Below are 15,179 nucleotides of genomic sequence, written 5' to 3' on the forward strand. Positions count from 1 at the left end.
TTAGCCGCTAAAGCGGGGCAGGCGTCGCAAACGGGGGTAAGATGGTCCGGAGCTTTTTCGCGCGAGCGGCAGCGACGCTTGGGCTTCCGGGCGGCTACTCAGCGTCAAGCGGCAGGTACCGCCTTCTTGGCGACAGAGCACGCGACGCAGGCGACTGGGCGGGCGCGGCGGAGCAATATCGAACGTACCTGCAAACCGACCCCTCATCCTTCGCGATCTGGGTTCAGTTGGGCCATGCATTGAAGGAGTCTGGCGACCCGGAAGGAGCCGAGGACGCATACCTTCATGCAGCGAAGCTCGACCCGGAGGATTCTGATCTCGCCCTGAACCTGGGTCATTTGATGAAGTTCATGCGTCGGCGGTCGGAGGCGGAGCGCTATTATGCACGCAGCTTTGACATCGACGGCAACCTTGCTGCTCGTGCTGAACTGGAATCGCTGGGAAAGGTCCCCGAGCGTGATCTTTCGGCGCGACGGGTGCGAAGCGACCGACAATTGGTCGGCAGCGTGGATAGGGTGGATGGTCGGGTCGTGCGCGGCTGGGCGGTTGAACCCGACCCATCGGAGGGGCCTGCTGAAATCGAGATCGTGACCGCGGACGGACGGATCATCGGCTCAGGCACGGCAACGCAGTTGCGCCCGGACGTCGCCAAGGCCGGCTATACCAAGGCTCCGACCGGGTTCACGCTGTTCGTCGATGCGGAGGATCTTGCGGGTGAGACGGTGCGGGCTGATGTCCGGCTGCGGTCCACTGGAGACGTTCTCGATGGATCGCCACTGACGATAGCCATACCGAGTTCAGCGGATGCGGAGGCAGCGCGGCGGGTTACAGCGGCGCGCCACATGTTCGCCAAGCCGCTCGCAAAGGTTGGCGGTGAGCACGCCATTTTCGTGGCTTATGCCGACACAGGAGTGCTTCAGCCATTCGTCAGGAACTTTCTGCGGCTGCTGACTGAAGAAGGCATTTCGGTGTCCCTGGTCGTTAACGCGGACCGACCAGTGATGCTTGACGATGAACTGCTGGATATCGTTTCCAGTGCCGTCGTCCGCGAGAACAAGGGGTACGACTTCGGTGCCTGGGCACATATGTTGCGTCTGGAGCCACGGCTTTATTCGGCCGACTGCCTCTATGTCATAAACGACAGCATCTTCGGCCCAAGCAGCTCGGCCGCCTTCTCTGAGCTGATCAGCCGGATCCGGAAGAACGATGCGGATCTTGTCGGCCTGACCGAATCACTTGAGCGTGGCTGGCATCTGCAAAGTTACTTCTTTCGCGTGAGCGCGGATCTGCTTGCCTCCTACGCCTTTCACTTGTTCGTCAATTCAGTTCAGGTGATTACGGACAAGGACGCCATCATCAACAGATATGAAGTGCCTTTGACGGAGCGCGTCTGCGAAGCCGGTTTCACGGCGGACAGCATCTTCAAGGTCGATGAGGCGCGCAACCCGACGTTGTTCGCGTGGAAACGTCTCCTCACGGCGGGCTTTCCGTTCGTGAAGACGTCGCTCCTTCGGAATAGCTTTGGCTATGTCAGCACCAAAGGACTGGACAGGGAATTGCGCCGCGCTCGGTTCGACCCGGACCTGCGCGATGCCACGCGTGACTATTTCACGAGCGAGCCTCTTCCCGCACCAGGGTATTCGCTGCTTGCCCGTCCGCTGCCCAGCAACGCTGCGGAAGGGTTGCCAGCCAAGCCCTATAAGGTTGCCTTTTACGGCCCGTGGAACTTCGACAACGGCTTGGGGGCTGCCAGCCGGGGCATCATTGCCGCCATCAGAAAGGCCGGCGTGCGACTGAACCTGCATCCGATCCGCAAGCCGTTCCACGTTCACAAGCCGCTCGTTCCGCCGCACGATGTCATTGACTTCGACGGGGCTGCCGATGTGGCAATCGTTCATCTGAACCCCGATTCCTGGCACCTGCTGACCGAGGATCAACGAGCGCAGATTAGTCAGGCGCGCCGACGCATCGGCTATTGGGTGTGGGAAATGGAGCAGCTGCCGCCCGATTGGCAACGCGAGTTTGCATCCGTTGACCGAATCTGGGCGCCGAGCAGCTATAACGCGGACGTGTTTGCGGCCGAGGGGCGAGCCCCTGTGGACGTCATTCCGCATGTGGTACCGGTCGCCAGCGATCTGCTTGGCAGCGGATCCTCGATCCGCGAGGCGCTGGATCTTCCTGGCGATCGCCGCATGATCCTCTACATCTTCGACGGCGCCAGCTATCTGGTGCGTAAGAATCCCGCGGCGTTGATCCACGCATTTGCAGCCTCCGGTCTGGCCCAGCGGGGCTGGACTTTGGTTCTTAAAACCAAGCACCTTCTGGATCGTCCGGGAGAGGGCAGGGCTCTCGCCTTGCTTGCCGAGCAGACCGAGGGCGTTCTGCTGCTCAATCGCTCGCTCAGCAGCCACGAAGTGTCGGACCTTGTGTCGTCGTGCGACATCTACGCCTCTCCCCATTGCTCAGAAGGGTTCGGCCTTACCGTTGCCGAGGCGATGGCGGCCGGTCGCGTGGTACTGGCCACCGATTACGGCGGGACCCGTCAGTTCCTTGACCATAGTTGTGGTTTTCCGGTGGCGGCACAGCCGTGGACGCTGGAGGAAGACTTCGGTCATTACTTCCGCGGCGGAACATGGGCTCGCATCGATCAAGCCGCGCTGGCGGAGGCGCTTGTCGCCGCTGCCGAGCGGGTCGAGGCCGGTGATGAGACGATTGGCGCTGCCGCCCGCGCCCGAGTGGCTGAAAAGTTATCAATCGAGGCGGTCGGCTCGGGCATCGCTGCAAGCCTGGATGCGCTGTTCTCTGACCGGGAGAGGGTGCGGCATATTGTTCCAAGGATCGAGGACGGCGGAATGGGCGTTCCGTTATCCAGCGCCGGTACAATCATCGATCGGCAATCCGTGGCCTTGAAGGTGCTGCCGCTCGCAGCGGGATCGCTCGTGCCGACGCGCACGGGTCTTGTCGACGTCGCGAACGAACCGGAAGACTGGCTGCTGATCGCTCCGGAAGACGCACGTATCCACCCGATGACGGCGACCATTCTGGCTCGATACGCGGCCGCCCGCCCGGACGTAGCGCTCTTCTACGCAGACGATGTCGCGTTTGGTGAAGACACGTTGCTGCAACAGGTGCGCTTGAAGCCGCAGTTCAATCGGACGCTGCTGGCAGCGCAGGATTATGTCGGAGCGCCGCTGTTCGTCCGCGGATCTGCTTTGCACGACGCTGGCGGTTTGCGGCCGGAGTTGGGAAATGCGGCATTGTTTGATCTCGTGCTGCGGTGCGCGGAACGGGGCTTTTCGATCGGCGGCATTCCCGAAGTGATGCTGGTTCAAAGCGGCCGTCGCATCCTTGCGCCCGTGGACGACCGCCGTGCCCTGCTCCAGCGTTCGCCACTTTATGCGGGCTATGAAGTTTCGGAGGGGCAGGCGGCAGGTGCCCTGCAACTCTCCGCTCGGTTCGGTGCGGAGCTGCCTCACGTAACGTTGTGCATTCCCACTCGCCGTACGTCGGTGGACGGTGACGAGGGCACCTACATCGAACGGTTGCTGCGCAGTCTCGCGCAAGTCGACTGGCCGGCCGACCGCCTGACTGTGCTGATCGGGGACGATGTCGCTGGCGAGGCGGCTTGGGCTGACGCCGATTGGCCCTTCCGCTTGCGAAGGATCGAGACCGGGCGAGCAGCGGGCGAGCCCTTCAACTTTGCAGCCAAGATGAACCTGCTATGGCAGTCTGCGGAGAGCGAGCTGATCGTTCTACTGAACGACGATGTCGTCGCGCTTGATCAAGAGTGGCTACGTGCTCTCATTGGCTTCGCGGCGGATCGCGATGTCGGTGCGGTGGGGCCGCGCCTGTTGTACGATGACGGAACGATCCAGCACGCCGGCATCTACGGTGGCATCCACGGGACCTGCGTCCATGCGTGGCTCGGCGCTAAGGCTGGAGAGCCGACCTATCAGAATTGGGCCATCACTCAGCGCGAAGTGTCCGTCGTCACGGGTGCTGTCCTGGCGACCCGCCGGAGCGTTCTTGAGCTGGTTGGCGGCTTTGACGAGCGGTTCAGCCTGGAGTTCAACGACGTCGATCTATGTTTGAAGATTCGGCAGCAGGGCTTTCATATCATCTACAATCCTGTCGCCGAACTCATTCATTCCGAAAAGAAATCCCGTGGCGAGATCGCATCCCCCGGAGATCAGCTGGCGCTATTTCTAGCGCGGTGGGGCGACTGGCTGACAGACGATCCGGCTTTGCCGCCCCGAATGCGCCGCGACATGCTCGACCTGACGCCAGCGGTGGACGGCGGTGACTGGTTCGTCTGATCGCGAAGACTGCGACGATCCGTAACCTGTTGACCACGCAGCTTTTCGCACTTTGGGGCGTCGCCGAAGCCCGTTGGCAGGAGACAATCTTACCGTGCGATTTCTGTGCGTGCTGTTTGATTGCACCTGAAGCGATGATGCGAGCGCAATGCTAACTGAACTGACAGGTGGAACGATATCCGCCTGTCACCTCACTTGGCACGGCGCGCGAGAAACAGAATGCTGCTCATTGTAGCGACGGCGCCAATGCTCGCCGCAGCGAACAGAACGGTATTAGCTGCTTCCATAACCCTCTCCTGAAAACGCCGGCTTGCCGGTCCTTATTGTCACGAGACTGACGGACGCCGATCTCTTGTGCAAGAGCTGAATGCGAAGCCATCGAGGAAGGAAACGCAAACAACGCTGCAGCCGCACATGGCGCGCCCGGCAGGAATCGAACCTGCGGCCCCAAGCTTAGAAGGCTCGTGCTCTATCCAACTGAGCTACGGGCGCGCACCGGGGTCTGTTAGCGTGGATTGCGGGAGAGTGAAACCATCGGCATGATCCTCGCATGACCGAGGGGGCAACACCGTACCGAGTTTCGGCAACCAAGTTGCATGGGCAGAGCCTGAGATATTACGATTTCGTCATGGCGGCGTTTGTTGCCGTGCTGTTGCTCTCCAATGTGCTCGGCGCGGGGAAGGTAGCCCAGATCTGGTTGCCGGGCGTTGGCTTCTGGCCGTTCGGCGCGGGGATCCTGTTTTTCCCCGTCAGCTACGTCATCGGCGATGTATTGACGGAAGTGTACGGCTACGCGCGCGCGCGACGCGTGATCTGGGCTGGCTTCGCCGCCACGGTGTTCATGGCGCTGATGGCCTGGGTGGTGGTGGCTCTGCCACCGGCGCCGGACTGGACCAACCAAGCTTCCTATGAGGCTGTGTTCGGCCAAGTGCCCAGGATAGTTTTCGCGAGCATGTGCGCCTTTTGGGCGGGCGAGTTCGTCAATTCATATGTTCTTGCCAGGCTGAAGGTCGCGACGGGAGGGCGACATCTTTGGATGCGCACGATCGGTTCAACGATCGCGGGGCAAGGGATCGACAGCCTGATCTTCTATCCGCTAGCCTTTCTTGGCGCGGAGGGCTGGACTACCGGGCTCGTCCTTACCGTGCTGTTCACACAGTGGATTCTGAAAGTGTCCTGGGAGGCGCTGCTGACCCCGTTCACCTATGTCGTGGTCGGGTGGTTGAAGCGGGCGGAGGGCATGGATGTGTTTGACGAGGAGACGGACTTCAATCCCTTCGGCACCCGCGTCTGAGGCGGCTCGCCGAGAGGGCTGAGTCAAATGCAATAACTGACGTATCGCTGCCGATGGAGCGATCGGTTGTGATCCTCGCGCGAAGAACTGCAGTGATCGCGATCAGTTGACGAGATCCAGCAACCCTTCAAACAATCGCCGCCCTTCCACGCCACCATGAGCGGCCTCGATCCGGCGTTCCGGGTGCGGCATCATGCCAAGAACATTGCCGGCATCATTCAGAATGCCAGCGATGCCGCGGGCAGAGCCGTTGACGTCCTCGGCATAGCGGAAGGCGACGCGGCCTTCGCCTTCGAGGCGATCGAGCGTTTCCTGATCGGCGACATAATTGCCGTCGTGATGCGCAACCGGGATCTTGATCGTCTCTCCGGCCGAATAGCGGCTGGTGAACGCGCTCTGCGCATTCTCTACGGTCAGGGCGACATCGCGGCAGACGAAATTGAGACCCGCATTGCGCATGAGTGCGCCGGGCAGCAGACCCGATTCGGTCAGGATCTGAAATCCGTTGCAGACGCCCAGTACGGACACGCCAGCGGCCGCCTTTTCGGACACCGCGCGCATGATCGGAGAGCGCGCCGCCATGGCGCCGGAACGAAGATAATCACCGTAGGAAAAGCCGCCCGGCACGGCGATCAGGCCGATGCCGTCTGGCAGCTCGGTGTCGCCATGCCACACCATCGCCGGCTTCGTGCCAGTGACTTCCTCCAGCGCCACGGCGAGATCGCGGTCGCAGTTGGAGCCGGGGAAGACGACAACCGCCGTCTTCATGCGCGCTCGACCCGATAGTTCTCGATCACCGTGTTCGCCAGCAACTGGCGGCACATGGCATCGATCTGCGCGTCGTCGATCGACTCGGCGACTTCCAGCTCGATCAGCTTGCCGACACGAGCCCCTTCGACCCCGTTGAAGCCGAGGCCGGAGAGAGCGTGCTCGATGGCCTTCCCCTGGGGATCAAGGACACCGGGCTTTAGCGTGACGTAGATGCGCAGCTTCATGGTGGTGCCCGCTATTCGAACCGCCCGCGGATCGCAACCTCCTCGCAGGTCGAGGAGGGGCGTCGCGGGCGACGTGGCTGTCATTTTCCGCGACGTTCGCGATGCTCGGCCATGTCGAGGATGGCCGTTTCGCCACCTTCGGGCAGAAGCCCGAGGCGACGAGCAACCTCTTGATAAGCCTCTACCTCGCCGCCCAGGTCCCGGCGGAAGCGATCCTTGTCAAGCTTCTCGTTGGTGGTCATGTCCCACAGTCGGCAGCCATCGGGGCTGATTTCGTCGGCGAGGATGATCCGGCCGTAATCATTGTCCCAGATGCGCCCGAACTCGAGCTTGAAGTCCACCAGACGGATGCCGATGCCAGCGAACAGGCCCGACAGGAAGTCGTTCACCCGGATCGCCAGGTCGGCGATGTCGTGCATCTCGTCCTGGCTGGCCCACCCGAAGGCGGCGATATGTTCGTCCGAGATCATCGGATCGCCCAGCGCATCGTCCTTGTAGCAATATTCAAGGATCGTGCGGGGCAGCTGGGTGCCTTCTTCGATGCCGAGGCGCTTGCTGAGCGAGCCGGCCGCGACATTGCGCACGATCACCTCGATCGGCACGATTTCCACCTGCCGGATCAACTGCTCGCGCATGTTGAGGCGGCGGATGAAGTGGGTCGGCACGCCGATATTGCCCAGGAGCGTGAAGATATGCTCCGAAATGCGGTTGTTCAGGACGCCCTTGCCGTTGATCGTGCCCTTCTTCTGAGCGTTGAAGGCAGTCGCGTCGTCCTTGAAATACTGAATCAAGGTGCCGGGCTCGGGCCCCTCGTACAGGATCTTGGCCTTGCCTTCGTAGATTTGCCGGCGCCGCGCCATCGCATCACCCCTGAAATGGACAGCCCCGGCGACGCGACGGATCGGCGCGGCCGGGGCGGGAATCGCCCGCCATATAGGGGACGGGGGTCCGTGGCGCAATCATGCGGCGCGTCCGCCTCTGTGGAGAAGCTTAAGCCCGCGGTATGGGCTGTTCATGGCGCTGCCTTCCTGCCGAGTGCGGCACGGATCGTCTTTTTCGCTTCGAGCCACGCGGCCGCGTCCGGCGTGACCAGCTCCACATGGCCGGTGTTCGGAACGGTGATGAGGTCTGCCTCGTCGCCGGCCGCCATCGCTCGTGCAACATAGTCGGTGGCCATGCGATAGGGGATGATGCGATCCTCGCGGCCGTTGATGAGGGTCTGGGAGGTGTTCAGGGGAAGGAGGCGGGGGACCGAGGTGTCGGCATAGGGATCCGAACGGTCGGTGCCGACGAGCTTGGCGACAACATCGACGCCGCAACCATTGTCGGGGCTGGCGGCGGTCGCCTCCAGATCGGGCAGGCCGCCGAGGCTGACGACATGGGAGATCTTCACCGGCGCTGGACTGTGAAGCGAGCTCGAGGCGGCAAGATTGTGACGGGCGGCGAGCCACAGGGCCAGGTGGCCACCGGCGGAGTGGCCGACGGCGACCACGCGAGTGAGGTCGAGATTATATTTGCTCGCGTTTCTCGCAAGTTCGTCAGCAGCCTTCGCAGCGTCCATGAAGGTGCCGGGATAGCCGCCGCCGGTGCGATCGACACCGCGATAGTCGATGTTCCATACCGCTATGCGGTCGCGGCGAAGGTCGGCGGCAACCCAGTCCATGATCGAGCGATCGGCGATGCTGGTCTGCCAGCAGCCGCCATGGACCATCAGCACGACCGGATGCGGGCCGGCGCCGGCGGGAAGCCAGACGTCGACCTTTTGCATGTTGTCGCTGCCATACGCGATCGTTGCATTCGGCTTCTCGCGCGGGCGGGCGGTGAGGTCGTCCCAGGTGAGGGGCGTGAAAGAGGGGGCTGAGCTGGTCATCGTGACCGGAGCGCATGAGGCAGCGAGCAGGGCGGCGGCAAGGAGGGGACGGCGGGAAAATTCTCGAAAGTTGCCCATGTGTAGGTGTTTTCGAGGGGGCAAGGTTTCAGAAAAGGTCGGCATTGCGGCTACCTGCGGGATTAAACGGTCGAGGCGGTTCAGCTTGTCATCCCGCCGTGATCGGGGATCCAGTGTGCCGCGAAGGTGAAGGCCAGAGTTCTAGCGACCTCGACTGCGGAGCCTTGGATTTTGGATCAAGCCCGGGGTGACATTCTGGTGATCAGCGTCGGCCCCTTGTGGCACGCACTGCGCCTGTAGGACAGTGAGCGGAACGGTTGTGGAACAAGGGCGCTCCCTGCTAGCACGCACGCCATGCCGACCGATGCGACCGTGTTGCCGCCCGACAATCCGCCCGTGGGCGTATTCGATGCGCCGTTCGATTCCGCGCTGTCGGAGCGGTATCTGGTCTATGCCTTGTCGACGATCACCGCGCGGTCGCTGCCGGATGTGCGCGACGGGCTGAAGCCGGTGCATCGCCGCTTGCTGTGGGCGATGCGGCTGCTGCGGCTCGATCCCAGCCAAGGGTATAAGAAATGCGCGCGCGTCGTTGGCGACGTGATCGGCAAATATCACCCGCATGGCGATCAGTCGGTCTATGACGCGATGGTCCGGCTCGCACAGGATTTTGCGCTGCGTTATCCGCTGGTCGACGGGCAGGGCAATTTCGGCAACATCGATGGCGATAACGCCGCGGCCTATCGCTACACCGAGGCGCGGCTGACCCAGGTCGCGATCGACCTGATGGACGGGCTGGACGAGGATGCGGTCCTCTTCCGTCCGACCTATAACGGCGAGGAGCAGGAACCCGAACTGTTCCCCGGGCTGTTCCCGAACCTGCTCGCGAATGGGGCGAGCGGCATCGCCGTGGGCATGGCGACGAGCATTCCGCCGCACAATGCGGCCGAGCTGCTGGACGCCGCCATCGCGCTGGTCGATGATCCGTTGGCCGATCCGCTGGCGTTCGTGGCCGGGCCGGACTTCCCCACTGGCGGGCTGCTGGTGGATCCGCCTGCGATCATCCGCGAAGCCTATGCGACCGGGCGCGGCGCCTTTCGGGTGCGCTGTCGCTGGACCGTGGAGCGCGAAAAGGGCGGCGGCTGGCAGATCGTGGTCAGCGAAATTCCCTATGGCGTCCAGAAGGGCAAGCTGATCGAGCAGATCGCTGGCCTGGTGAACGACAAGAAGCTGCCGATCCTGGCCGATGTGCGCGATGAATCGGATGCCGAGATCCGCCTGGTGCTGGAGCCGCGCAGCCGGACGGTCGATCCGCAGGTGCTGATGGACGGGCTGTACCGCCTGTCGGACCTGGAAACGCGCGTCCCGTTGAACCTGAACGTGCTGGACGCGCGTCGCACGCCCCGCGTGATGAGCCTGGCCGAGGCGCTGGCCGCCTGGGTGGAGCATCAGTTCGTGGTGCTGCGCCGGCGTACCGAGCATCGGCTGGCCAAGATCGCCGACCGGCTGGAGCTGGTGAAGGGCTATATCATTGCCTTCCTCAACCTGGACCGGGTGATCGAGATCATCCGTACCGAGGACGAGCCCAAGGCGGTGATGATGGCGGAGTTCGCCCTGACCGACCGGCAGGCGGAAGCGATCCTCAACATGCGGCTGCGCAGCTTGCGGCGGCTGGAGGAAATGGAGCTGAAGCGCGAGCAGGACGCGCTGGAGAAGGAGCAGGCCGACCTTCAACTGCTGCTGGGATCCGATGCGCGGCAGCGGACGCGGATGAAGAAGGACCTGAAGAAGGTCCGCGACCGGTACGGCCCGGAAACGGCGCTGGGCAAGCGACGTACGACGATCGAGGAAGCGGCACCGGCACGCGAGATCCCGCTGGAGGCGATGATCGAGCGGGAGCCGATCACGGTGATCCTGTCGCAGCGCGGTTGGATCCGCGCCATGAAGGGGCATGTGGACCTTGCCTCTGCCGAGACGCTGAAGTTCAAGGAAGGCGACGGCCCAGCCTTCGCCTTTCATGCGCAAACAACCGACAAGCTGCTGCTGGCGGCGGAGAATGGCCGTTTCTACACGCTGGCGGCGGACAAGCTGCCGGGCGGGCGCGGGTTCGGCGAGCCGGTGCGGGCGACGATCGATCTGGATGGCAACCTTGGCATCGTCCGGCTGTTGCGCGCGGACCGGGATTCCAAGCTGCTGGTGGCGGCCAGCGACGGTCGCGGCTTCATCGTGCCGGTGAACGACGTGCTGGCGGAAACGCGCAAGGGCAAGACGGTGGTGACTCCGAGGGCCGGCGCCAAGCTGGCCGTGGTCCGGCCCGTCGCCACGGACGACGATTATGTCGCGGCAGTCGGCGACAACCGGAAGATGGTGGTCTTTCCGCTGAACGAACTGCCGGAGATGACGAGGGGGCAGGGCGCCCAGTTGCAGCGGTATCGCGACGGCGGGCTTAGCGATGCGATCACGTTCCGCTATTCGGACGGGATCAGCTGGCCCATGGGGGGCGACACCGGGCGCACGCGAACCGAGGCTGATGTTTCCGCGTGGCGCGCAGCGCGGGGGGCAGCCGGCCGGATGCCGCCCACGGGCTTCCCGCGGAACAACCGGTTCGCCTGAAAGCCGTTGCAAGTTCAAGGAAAGTTAACGAGCTGGCGCTAGGACCAGCACAATGCCGTTGGTCGCCGCGTTGAGAGTAGCTGAAGAGCCAAGCCCCCCTGCATTCGACAGGACGGCGGCCGAAGTAGCGATGGATCTGCTGCCCATTGCGGCTGTGATCGTCGCGCTGGACTCGGGCAGCTTGCAGATCAGGCTGTCCAATGTCGCGTTCCGCCGCTTGGGCCTGACGACCGATCCGGCGAATTGCGCCCTTACGCGCGACCTGGGCGGTGCGCTTGCAGCCTTTCTGAACGGAAACAGCCCGCGCGAGCAGCGTAGCTGGCGCACCGGAGATGCGGTGGAGCAAAGGTGGTTCGACGTCACCTTTGCCCGGATCGACAGCGATCATTCGCCACGCTGCCTGGTGACGCTGGTCGACCAGACACGGGGAATGCGCACCGAGGCCAGTCTGCGGCGCGAGATGAACACCGACAGCCTGACAGGCCTGCCGAACAGGGCCGGGTTCGGCGACCTTCTGGAGGCGCGTATTGCCACCGGGCTGACCAATTACGCCGTGCTGGTGATCGATCTTGACCGGTTCGGCCGGGTGAATTCATGCCTTGGCAGCATGGCCGGCGACGAGATGCTGATCACTGTCGCGCGGCGTATCAAGGGCTCGCTGCGTGCCGGCGACGTGCTCGGCCGGATCGGCGGCGACGAGTTCGGCGTGCTGCTCCAGACGCGCGGGGAACGGGCGGAGGCCGACCATGCGGCGCGGCGGATCCAGGACGTGCTGGCCACCCCGATTCGGCTGAGCGACTTCGAGATCCGAATCACCTGTGCGATCGGCATGGCATTCGGCGCCGAGACGACCGATGATGCGGAGGACGTGATCCGGCACGCGCAGTTCGCCGTGCGCCGGTCCAAGGAAACGGGCCAGGCCGAGGCGTATGACACGCGCGCGCTTGATCGTGCGCGCGAACGGTTTTCGATGGAAACGGCGCTGCGCCGAGCGATCGAGGCGGAGCAGCTCAGGCTGCACTATCAGCCGATCTGCGACCTGGCGACCGGCCGAATCGTGGCCTTCGAAGCGCTGGCGCGGTGGACGGCAGAAGACGGGAGCGAGATCGCACCGGCCGATTTCATTCCGGTGGCGGAGGAATCCGGCCTGATCGTGCCGCTCGGCCGCTGGGTGGTCGATCAGGCGCTGCGCACCCTCGCCGCATGGGACGTTCGAGCAGGCCGCCCGCTCGACGTGCAGATGGCGGTAAACATCTCCCCGATCCAGTTGCAGCGCGATCTCATCCCCCCGATGGTGACGGCCGCTTTGGCGAGCCATGGCCTGGCAGGGAGCCGCCTGAAGTTGGAAATCACGGAAAGCGCGCTGATCGCCGACCCAGACGGCAATGCCGAGATCCTGCGGGCGCTGAAGGCCACCGGCGCGACCATCGCCATGGACGATTTCGGCACCGGCTATTCAAACCTCGCCTATCTCCAGAAACTGCCGATCGACACGCTGAAGATCGACCGCAGCTTCGTTACCGACATGATGGCGGATCGGGACAAGATCGCCATCGTGCGTGCGGTGCTGAGCCTGGCGGCGGCGCTGGGCATGGCGACCGTGGCGGAGGGGATCGAAAGTTCGGCCGTGGCGCAGACGCTGTCCGCGCTCGGCTGCACCTACGGGCAAGGCTATCACTTCTCGCGCCCGCTGACGGCGGCGCAGGCCTATGAGTTGCTGTCGGCGCCGAGCAACTGACCCGTGACCATGTCCGCGATCTGAGCGGTGCGGGACGCGTCGGGGAAGCCCTCCGCGATCCAGCGCGTCTCGATCTCCCGCAACGCGCGGGCCACCTCCGGCCCGCGTGCGATGCCGCGGGTGACAAGATCCCCGCCGCCGACCGGCAGGCGAGGGGGCGACCAATCCTGCAATTCCTCAACGTCCGCGCCGGCCAGCAACAGTCGATCGAGCGCGATTTCGCGCCCCACGCGATAGGCGAGACCGCGCGCGCCTTCTGATCCAGGCCCGTCATGGGCGGCGATCAGGCGCTTTCGATCGGCGTTCGACAGGCGAAGCCGGGAGCCGACCGCTTCGGCCGTTGCCGGGGGGATCAGCGCCGCCAGCCGCCGAATCGCATCGGGTGCGACGCCTGCCGCCGCCTCCGCCTCGGCCAGGGCCGTCAGCGCGGGCACGTCCACGATCTCCGGCAGTACCGGCCGGAAGATACCGCGCTCCACCATCAGCGCGACGACCGGCACCGCACCTTTTGCCACCAGCAGCTTCAGCAGTTCGGCAGCGATCCGCTCCCGCGACAATGCCATCAGGTCATTGGCGCGATCGGTGCAGGCGTCCAGGCCGGCGGAATCGGGCGTGTCGCCGAAGCGCGCATGGAAGCGGAAGAACCGCAGGATGCGCAGGTGATCCTCCGCAATGCGACGGTACGGATCGCCGATGAACCGCACCCGCCGCGCGGCAAGATCGTCCAGCCCGCCGAACCAGTCGAACAGCGTTCCGGAGACCGGATCGGCGTACAGGGCGTTCATCGTGAAGTCGCGCCGGGCGGCATCCTCCTGCCAATCGTCGGTGAACGCCACTTGCGCGTGGCGCCCGTCGGTCGCGACGTCGCGCCGCAAGGTGGTGACTTCCACGACAGTGCCGGCGGAAACCGCCGTGATCGTGCCGTGTGCCAGCCCGGTCGGGATCGCCTTGATCCCGGCGGACGCCAGGCGCGTGATCACCTGTTGCGGCGGATGGGCGGTGGCGATGTCGATGTCGGCGACCGGCAGGCCAAGGAGCGTGTCGCGCACCGCCCCCCCGACATAGCGCGCCGCGCCTTCCTCAGCACCGAGTGCCGTGGCGAGGGCATCCAGTCCGGGGCGCGTGCGCCAGGATGCCGGCGGCAGGGTCAGTCGCTCCATCGCAGGCGCCGGGCGAGGTTGACGATCATGGCCGCGGTCGCGCCCCAGATCCGGCGATCATCCCACATGATCTCGTAATAGCGCCGCTCGCGACCCTCCCATTGGGTGCGGGCCTCGACATGGTTGGCGCTGTCCAAAAGGAAGTCGAGCGGCACTTCGAAGACGCTGGCGACCTCCGCCTCCGACGGGCGGAGCGTCAGATCGGGCGGCACGACGCCGACCACGGGCGTGACGGTATAGCCGGTTACCGTCTGATAGCGATCGGCCTCTCCCACCACGGTGACGGCGGAGGGGGGCAGGGCGATCTCCTCATCCGCTTCGCGCAGCGCGGCGGTGATGGCGTCCTCCCCCGGATCGAGGCGGCCGCCAGGAAATGCCACCTGTCCCGCGTGGCGGCGAAGCGTTTCGGTGCGCTGCGTGAGGATCACGCCCGGCCGCGGCCGATCGGTGACGGGCACGAGAACCGCCGCCGGCTTCAGCGTGCCGCCGGTGGCAAGCGCCAGATCGCCGTGATCGCCCGCGAGGAGGATGGTCTGCTGCGCCATCCCCTCCGTCAGCGCCCGGCCAAGCCGGTCCACCAGCGACGTCATGGCGCGATCGGGAAAAAGGCGCCGGCGCTCCATACGCCCGGCGGGCTCTCGTCACCGGCAAGCGCACGTTCGGCGAGCTCGTAATAGAGCGGGCGCGCGATCAACGCCTCCAGCCCGCCGCGCACATGCACATAGGGGTGCGGGCCGTCTTCATGCTCCACGAAGCGGAGCGGGTGATCCGCGGATGCGGTCACCACCTCACCCGTGTTGAGCCGGAAGGCGAGCGACGCGTCCTGGCCGTCCCCTTCCGCCTTCAGCTCCACCGCCACGAAGGGGGCATCCTCCACATCGATGTCGAGCTTTTCCACCGGGGTGACGAGCACAAAGCCGCCGTCCGGCTCGCGCCGCAGGATGCGACTGAACGCGCGCACCATGGCGATACGGCCGATCGGCGATCCCTGGTGATACCAGGTGCCGTCGCGCGCGATGCGCATATCGCTATGGCCGCAGTGATCGGGGTTCCACCGCTCGACCGGCGGCAGTCGATCCGCCTCCGCCAGGCGGGCGATGTCGGCGATCGTCAGCGTATCGAAATCAGGTGAAGGTGCCATCGGCATGGCAACGACCTAGGGGAGGGCAAGGCTCCCG

At 64.5% G+C, this 15,179-nt stretch carries 11 protein-coding genes, 1 tRNA gene and 1 pseudogene; 5 read left to right on the top strand and 8 right to left on the bottom strand.

The features are described 5' to 3' along the window. Positions 1 to 41: 41 nt before the first annotated feature. Together BMX36_RS22360 and BMX36_RS03080 are read left to right on the top strand one after the other, a co-directional pair. A pseudogene (locus BMX36_RS22360) lies at positions 42 to 308 on the top strand (tetratricopeptide repeat protein); the annotation flags it as partial. A gap of 33 nt (positions 309 to 341) precedes the next feature. Then, entirely contained in the window at positions 342 to 4,316 is a 3,975-nt protein-coding gene (locus BMX36_RS03080) for a rhamnan synthesis F family protein (protein WP_218142130.1), read from the top strand. Positions 4,317 to 4,731: 415 nt separating this feature from the next. Here BMX36_RS03080 and BMX36_RS03085 read toward each other — a convergent pair. Beyond that, positions 4,732 to 4,808: transfer RNA gene (locus BMX36_RS03085), tRNA-Arg, on the bottom strand. A gap of 58 nt (positions 4,809 to 4,866) precedes the next feature. Between BMX36_RS03085 and BMX36_RS03090 the strand changes: the two genes are divergently transcribed. Then, positions 4,867 to 5,610: a queuosine precursor transporter gene (locus tag BMX36_RS03090; RefSeq protein WP_093063642.1), complete on the top strand. Its 744-nt coding sequence runs from the start codon at positions 4,867 to 4,869 to the stop codon at positions 5,608 to 5,610. A gap of 102 nt (positions 5,611 to 5,712) precedes the next feature. Here the strand turns inward: BMX36_RS03090 and purQ are convergent, their stop codons facing one another. From purQ to BMX36_RS03110, 4 genes are all read right to left on the bottom strand, one after another. Beyond that, a complete protein-coding gene (gene purQ / locus BMX36_RS03095; protein WP_093063643.1) occupies positions 5,713 to 6,378 on the bottom strand; it encodes a phosphoribosylformylglycinamidine synthase subunit PurQ in 666 nt (221 codons plus the stop codon). Continuing rightward, positions 6,375 to 6,605: a phosphoribosylformylglycinamidine synthase subunit PurS gene (gene purS, locus BMX36_RS03100; protein WP_066778738.1), complete on the bottom strand. Its 231-nt coding sequence runs from the start codon at positions 6,603 to 6,605 to the stop codon at positions 6,375 to 6,377. The genes purQ and purS overlap by 4 nt, the downstream gene beginning before the upstream one ends. 80 nt (positions 6,606 to 6,685) lie before the next feature. Continuing rightward, positions 6,686 to 7,465: a phosphoribosylaminoimidazolesuccinocarboxamide synthase gene (gene purC, locus BMX36_RS03105; protein WP_066778739.1), complete on the bottom strand. Its 780-nt coding sequence runs from the start codon at positions 7,463 to 7,465 to the stop codon at positions 6,686 to 6,688. Between the two features lie 152 nt (positions 7,466 to 7,617). Further along, a complete protein-coding gene (locus tag BMX36_RS03110; RefSeq protein ID WP_093065180.1) occupies positions 7,618 to 8,475 on the bottom strand; it encodes an alpha/beta hydrolase in 858 nt (285 codons plus the stop codon). 372 nt (positions 8,476 to 8,847) lie between these two features. On the opposite strand from BMX36_RS03110, the gene parC reads away from it, so the two are divergent. Continuing rightward, positions 8,848 to 11,103 (top strand): DNA topoisomerase IV subunit A, encoded by a 2,256-nt coding sequence (parC, locus tag BMX36_RS03115; RefSeq protein ID WP_093063644.1) that lies wholly within the window; start codon positions 8,848 to 8,850, stop codon positions 11,101 to 11,103. Positions 11,104 to 11,233: 130 nt separating this feature from the next. Beyond that, the gene (locus BMX36_RS03120; protein ID WP_256210638.1) at positions 11,234 to 12,841 is read left to right on the top strand and encodes a putative bifunctional diguanylate cyclase/phosphodiesterase; all 1,608 of its coding nucleotides are present in this window, start codon (positions 11,234 to 11,236) and stop codon (positions 12,839 to 12,841) included. Here BMX36_RS03120 and BMX36_RS03125 read toward each other — a convergent pair. The 3 genes from BMX36_RS03125 to BMX36_RS03135 are packed head-to-tail and all read right to left on the bottom strand — an operon-like array spanning position 12,811 to position 15,148. After that, positions 12,811 to 14,001, bottom strand: a complete 1,191-nt coding sequence (locus BMX36_RS03125; RefSeq protein ID WP_093063646.1) for a CCA tRNA nucleotidyltransferase — start codon at positions 13,999 to 14,001, stop codon at positions 12,811 to 12,813. The two genes, BMX36_RS03120 and BMX36_RS03125, sit on opposite strands and share 31 nt — an antisense overlap. Then, a complete protein-coding gene (locus BMX36_RS03130; protein ID WP_066777869.1) occupies positions 13,989 to 14,591 on the bottom strand; it encodes a CoA pyrophosphatase in 603 nt (200 codons plus the stop codon). The genes BMX36_RS03125 and BMX36_RS03130 overlap by 13 nt, the downstream gene beginning before the upstream one ends. After that, complete coding sequence (locus BMX36_RS03135) at positions 14,588 to 15,148, bottom strand: DUF1285 domain-containing protein (RefSeq protein WP_093063647.1); 561 nt, start codon at positions 15,146 to 15,148, stop codon at positions 14,588 to 14,590. The genes BMX36_RS03130 and BMX36_RS03135 overlap by 4 nt, the downstream gene beginning before the upstream one ends. Between the last annotated feature and the right edge of the window lie 31 nt (positions 15,149 to 15,179).

The sequence above is a fragment of the Sphingomonas sp. OV641 genome (assembly GCF_900109205.1).
Taxonomy (GTDB): Bacteria; Pseudomonadota; Alphaproteobacteria; order Sphingomonadales; family Sphingomonadaceae; genus Sphingomonas.